Source organism: Spirillospora sp. NPDC046719 (assembly GCF_040645715.1).
Classification (GTDB): domain Bacteria; phylum Actinomycetota; class Actinomycetes; order Streptosporangiales; family Streptosporangiaceae; genus Spirillospora.
Genome location: NZ_JBEYYT010000536.1, coordinates 1 through 5,474, shown reverse-complemented (window position 1 = coordinate 5,474; position 5,474 = coordinate 1). Strand labels below are relative to the sequence as shown.

5 protein-coding genes are annotated in these 5,474 nt (G+C 71.2%); 4 read left to right on the top strand and 1 reads right to left on the bottom strand.

The window, feature by feature from the left end; genetic code table 11:
• From ABZ914_RS45315 to ABZ914_RS45305, 3 genes are all read left to right on the top strand, one after another.
• On the top strand, positions 1-1,090 hold a 1,090-nt coding region (locus ABZ914_RS45315; RefSeq protein WP_500200874.1), incomplete at its 5' end, for a hydantoinase/oxoprolinase family protein.
• Positions 1,087-2,895: a hydantoinase B/oxoprolinase family protein gene (locus ABZ914_RS45310; protein ID WP_500200873.1), complete on the top strand. Its 1,809-nt coding sequence runs from the start codon at positions 1,087-1,089 to the stop codon at positions 2,893-2,895. The genes ABZ914_RS45315 and ABZ914_RS45310, both read left to right, overlap by 4 nt.
• A gap of 154 nt (positions 2,896-3,049) precedes the next feature.
• Complete coding sequence (locus ABZ914_RS45305) at positions 3,050-3,907, top strand: hypothetical protein (protein WP_500200872.1); 858 nt, start codon at positions 3,050-3,052, stop codon at positions 3,905-3,907.
• 12 nt (positions 3,908-3,919) lie between these two features.
• Here the strand turns inward: ABZ914_RS45305 and ABZ914_RS45300 are convergent, their stop codons facing one another.
• Positions 3,920-4,093 (bottom strand): hypothetical protein, encoded by a 174-nt coding sequence (locus tag ABZ914_RS45300; RefSeq protein WP_500200871.1) that lies wholly within the window; start codon positions 4,091-4,093, stop codon positions 3,920-3,922.
• Between the two features lie 238 nt (positions 4,094-4,331).
• Between ABZ914_RS45300 and ABZ914_RS45295 the strand changes: the two genes are divergently transcribed.
• Complete coding sequence (locus ABZ914_RS45295; protein ID WP_500200870.1) at positions 4,332-4,733, top strand: Mth938-like domain-containing protein; 402 nt, start codon at positions 4,332-4,334, stop codon at positions 4,731-4,733.
• Positions 4,734-5,474 lie beyond the last annotated feature (741 nt).

Here is a 5,474-nt window from a genome sequence, read left to right as displayed (position 1 = left end):
GGCGGGGGGGGGGTCGTTGGCGCGGGGGGCGCCGTCGGGGGCGTTGAGGGCGGGGCCGGCCTGCCCCGGCCCCCACCCGGGCCCGCTCTGCTACGGCCGCGGCGGCACCGAGGTCACGGTCACCGACGCGCACGCCGTCCTCGGCCGCATCCCGCCGCACCTGCTCGGCGGCGAGGTGCCGCTGGACGTGCCCGCCGCCCGCGCCGGGCTCGAAACGCTCGCCGCCGGACTCGGCCTCACCGTCGAGCGGGCCGCCGCCGGGATCCTGGAGATCTCCGCGTGGAACCAGGCCAACGCGATCCGGCAGATCACCGTCCAGCGGGGCCTCGACGTCCGCGACTACCCGCTCGTCGCGTTCGGCGGGTCCGGGCCGCTGCTGGCGTGCCGGCTGCTCGACGTCCTCGGCCTGCCCGCCGCCGTCGTCCCGGAGAACCCCGGCAACCTGTCGGCGCTCGGGCTGCTCACCGTGGACGTGAAGAACGACCACGTGCGGACGCGGGTCGTCCGCGACGCCGAGCTGGACACCGCCGTCCTCGCGGAGGCGTTCGCCGAACTGGAGGACGAGGCCGGGGCGGCGCTCGCCCGCGAGGGCTTCCCCGAGGGGCGGCGGCGCTTCGTCCGGTCCGCCGACCTGCGCTACTACGGGCAGGCGTTCGAGGTCCGCGTCACCGCCCCGGCGGGACCGCCCGGCGAGGCGTTCCGCGCGGAGGTCGTCCGCCGCTTCCACGACGCGCACGCCGACCGGTACGGCTACTGCCACCGCGACGACCCGCGCCATCCCGTCGAATGGGTCAACCTCCGCGTGTCCGGCATCGGGCCGATCGACCGGCCGCGGCTCCCGGAACGCCCGCCGGGCGACGGCGACCCGTCGCGCGCCCGCACCGGCACCCGCCCGGTGCACTTCGACGCCTGGGAGGAGACACCGGTGTACCGGCGCGAGAAGCTCGCCCCCGGCGACGTCGTCGAGGGACCCGCGGTGATCGAGGAGTACGGCTCCACCCTCCCGCTGCACCCCGGCTTCACCGCCCGCCTCGACCCCCACGGCGACCTCGTGGTGACCGCGGCGCACCGGACGGAGGCGGGCCGATGAGCGTCGACCCGATCCTCCTGGAGATCGTCGAGGGCACCCTCGCGTCCGTGGAACGCGAGGTGGAGACGGCCATCGCCCGCACGGCCCGCTCCCCGATGATCCGGGACGCCCACGACTTCCGCGCCGGCATCCACGACCGGCGGCTCCGCAAGCTCACCGGACGCTCCTACTCCGCGCTCGTCCAGCCCGTCGCCCGGGACTTCCCGATCGACGAGATGCGCCCCGGCGACGTGTTCTTCCACAACGACGTGTACCTGTCCGAAGGCGGCATCGGCCACCTCCCCGACCTCTGCGTGACCGTCCCGGTGTTCCATGACGGCGAGGTCGTCGCGTTCGTGCAGGCGTTCGGGCACCACGACGACATCGGCGGCGCCGTCCCCGGCTCCATGCCGAGCCACGCCCGCAGCGCCTACGAGGAGGGCCTGATGGTGCCGCCCATCAAGCTCTGGGACCGGGGCGTCCCGAACCGGGCCGCGCTCGCCATCATGACCCGCAACTCGCGGATGCCCGACTCCCTCGCCGGCGACCTCGACGCCGAGTGCTCCGCCTGCCTCATGGGCGCCCGCCGCCTCGGCGACCTGTTCGCCCGCTACGGCCGCGCGGACGTCGAGTCCTGCTTCGACGCGATCATCTCCCGCACCACCGACACGTTCCGCCGCGAGCTGCTCGCCAAGATCCCGGACGGCACGTTCGTGTGGGAGGACTACGCCGAGCACGACGGCGTCGACCCGCCCCGCCTGCACGCGCAGCGCATCACCCTCACCGTCGACAAGTCCGCGGACGTCCCGCTCGTCATCGACTTCGCCGGGACGTCCCCGCAGGCCAAGGGCCCGATCAACCACGCGGGCGACTACTCCGACGGCGTCTTCCTGAAGAAGTGGCTGGCGCCCGTCCTGCGCAACCTCGCCGACACCCCCGAGCGCGCCGCCGAACTCGACGTCAACGAGGGCGTCGTGCCCCTCATCGAGATGCGCTTCCCGGAGAAGGGCACCCTCCTCACGCCCGTCTTCCCGGCCCCGACCAACGCCCGCACGTTCGTCATCCTGCGGCTCCTCGGCGTCCTCGCGGGCGTCCTCGCCAAGGCCACCGGCGGGCGCATGCCCGCCGACCAGGAGACGATCCGCTACACCGGCGTCTACGGCGAGGACGACCGCGGCCCCTACCTGATGCGCGAGGTCCTCGGCGGCGGCTCCGGCGGACGCCCCTACGCCGACGGCGAGGACACCATCCACATCGTCCCCGACTCCCGCAACATCCCCGCCGAGTTCGCCGAGGCCCGCTGGCCGTTCGTCGTCGAGCGCCTCGGCCTCGCCACCGACTCCGGCGGCCCCGGCGAGTTCCGCGGCGGCCTCGGCTACGACAAGCACATCCGCATGCTCCGCGACGCCCACTACATGTCGATCGCCGACCGCTCGATCCTCTCCTGCTGGGGCGTCAACGGAGGCCGCGCCGGCCGCCCCTTCCGCGTCGACATCGACGGCACGCCGATGGACGGCCTCGTCGACGACCACCCCGTCCGCGCCGGGCAGGTCATCCGCATCCGCACCACCGGAGGCGGCGGCTGGGGCGACCCCCTGGACCGCGACCCGTCCCGCGTCGCGGCGGACGTCCGCGACGGCAAGGTGTCGCCGGCCGGCGCCCGCGACGACTACGGCGTCGTCCTCCGCGACGGCGAGGTCGACGCCGCGGCGACCGAGGCGCTCCGCGCCCGCATCCGCGCGGACCGCGGCCCCGCCCCCTTCTTCGACCGCGGCCCCGGCTACCCGACCCTTTCTGGAGGAGCTACGTCCGCCGACGTGGACTGAAAGCCCACGGCGTGGCCGCTTGCGGCTGCAGAGCCCTCGCGGCACGCGCGGGCTGCTGACTCACCACGACGTCCGGATACGGTCAGTGATCACATCGTCACGATGACCCCTTGGTCTCTTAGCCTTCGGGTAATCGAGGCGCGCGGAGGTACCGATGGTGTGGTCGACCCAGGAGCAGCTGGCGCAGGCCCGCAAGCGGCCGCAGAGCAAGGAGGGGACCCTGTACGGGGCCCTTGAGCCGATCATGGAAGCCGCCGGCGACGAACCGACCAACGGCGACCTGCTGGACTCCCTCCTCCAGAGGGGCTCGCTCACGACCGAGACGGCGCGGCGGCACCTCGCCCTGATCGAGGGATTCGGGCAGGTCAACTCCACGTTCGACGAGACCTACGAGATCCTCCTGCTCGTCCGGTCCCTCCCGCAGACCTACGCCTACATCGACGGCGCGAAGCTGCTGGTCGAGACGCGACGGCTCGCCGAGACCCGGTTCGTCCCAGAGCGCCTCGAAACGACCGACCAGGTCATGGACGCGGTGCGGAAGGGATTCGCCGACGGAGCCGGCGGCCACGGGATCTCGACCGCCTACACGTCCCTCGGCGTCCGCCACACCACGATCGCGGAGACGTACCCGTCACCGCCCGACCACCCCTACATCAACCAGGTCAGCCTCGCCTATACGCTGCTGACCTTCTCCTACACGCCCCTGCTCGGCCTGAGGGCGGTCGGCGAGGACATCCCCGAAGGCGACGCCCTCCTCACCTGGATGGGCGTCTGGAAGATCATCGGCTCCGTCATGGGCATCGAGGAGGGCGGCCTCCCCGACACCTTCGACGAGGCGCGAGGACTCTGGGACCTCGTCCTCGCCAGCCCCGGCTACGGCGCCAGCCCCGAAGGCGCCCAGCTCCTGCGGGCACTGAAGGAGCACGTCGCGTCCAACCAGAAGGCGGAACCGCCGGTCGACCTCATCGGACAGCACGGAGACGCCGCCGTTCTCGCGCTCCTCAAGTCCTGAGCCGCCGACCGCTCAGGAAACCGGCTGCCGCTCGTCCGCCCTCCTGCCGTGGACGCCGCCCGCGGGGGCCGCCGGACCGCCGCCGCGAGGCCGGACGACCCATCCCAGAAGAGCGCTGATCAGAACGGTCGCCAACGCGCCCGCCCCCAGTACCGCGAACACCGCGGTGAGACTGACGTCGATCATGTGACGCCCCTTCCCGAAGGGCTCGCATTCCCTTCGCGAATCGCATTTCGTGACCTGGGTCACCTGAATGGCATCGAGAGGAGACTTCCAGCCTAGGTTCACCCGTCACCATTCAGAGCCCGCCGGGCCTGCGATATGCACCACAGAATGCAAGATGACCCGCACATCAAAACCGTCATCTCCGCGAAAGCCGTCCGCGGCGAGGGCGGACCGGAAGACCGCGTGGGATGATGACCTCATGCCGTCATCACCCCGTATCACCCACGTCTCCTGGGGACGCATGGAGGTCGAAGGGCTCCCGCCCGGCAAGGACTTCAAGCTGTATCCCGGCGGTGGCCGGGAATGGGACTGGGGCGAGCACGGAACCCGGCACGAGCCGGGGATCCAGCCCGCGGACGTCCAGGAACTCCTCGACCACGGGTGCACGACCGTGGTCCTCAGCCGAGGCATGGAGCTGCGGCTGCACACCATGCCGGAGACCCTCGAACTGCTGCAGAAGCACGGCGTCGAGGTCCACGTGGAAGAAACGAAAGCGGCCGTGGACATGTACACAGGCTGGCCGCCGAGGTCGCCGTCGGAGGCCTTTTCCATTCCACGTGCTGACCAGCCCTTCATCCCTTCCCGCCGACCGAAGGGATAGGACGTATGGCCCGCCCGCCGGAGAACAAGGACGACCGGAAGCAGAGCGACCAGGTAGCGACGGCGCCGCTACCTGAGGGGACCGGGATCGGCTAAGCATCCAGCGCGCGAGTAGAAGCATCAGACCGAGCGCGACCTGGAATCTGCGCGATGCCGCGCAGCAGCGACGGAGTGATCACCGGGTGGGCGCTGCGGCTGGCCCTGCACCAGAGGGCTGATCAGCACCCTGAGACCAGGGTGAGCACGCCGGGCGGCCCGACGAACCCCGCCTCGTCAACATCGACGCGGCGCTGCGCGAGAGCCATGACGCGTTCACGTTCCGCGCCTCAGTAAGCGTCCCAGGCGCACTCCCGGGTGTGCTGCGCCAGCCCGGCACGGCAACCGGCAGGACCGCCGCCGCCCACCACCTCAGGCATGGACGAGCCTGATCCATCTCATGACGCCAACTGCTCCCGCTGTAGCGTTCACTCCCAATCTATTGCAACGCAAGGAGCGATGTCGTTGCATTACTCCCCGAACTGTTGCAACAATAATCAAGGATCTACCAGCGAAGACAGTGGTTTCGTGCAACAAGCTTCTTGCCGAGTATGGAAAGGCAACGTAGCGTTTGCGTTGTCAGAAACAAGCGGGCCGCAAGGGCGGCCCCCCAGCAAGGAGCAGACGATGAACACCTTCGCCACCCCCGCCCCGATCACCGCGACCCTGGACGTCCCGGCCGGCCGGGTGCAGGTCATCGCCGCCG

Coding starts and splice junctions, on each gene's coding strand:
- ABZ914_RS45295 (WP_500200870.1), top strand. CDS start 4,332: ATGCCGTCATCACCCCGTATCACCCACGTCTCCTGGGGACGCATGGAG.
- ABZ914_RS45310 (WP_500200873.1), top strand. CDS start 1,087: ATGAGCGTCGACCCGATCCTCCTGGAGATCGTCGAGGGCACCCTCGCG.
- ABZ914_RS45300 (WP_500200871.1), bottom strand. CDS start 4,093: ATGATCGACGTCAGTCTCACCGCGGTGTTCGCGGTACTGGGGGCGGGC.
- ABZ914_RS45305 (WP_500200872.1), top strand. CDS start 3,050: ATGGTGTGGTCGACCCAGGAGCAGCTGGCGCAGGCCCGCAAGCGGCCG.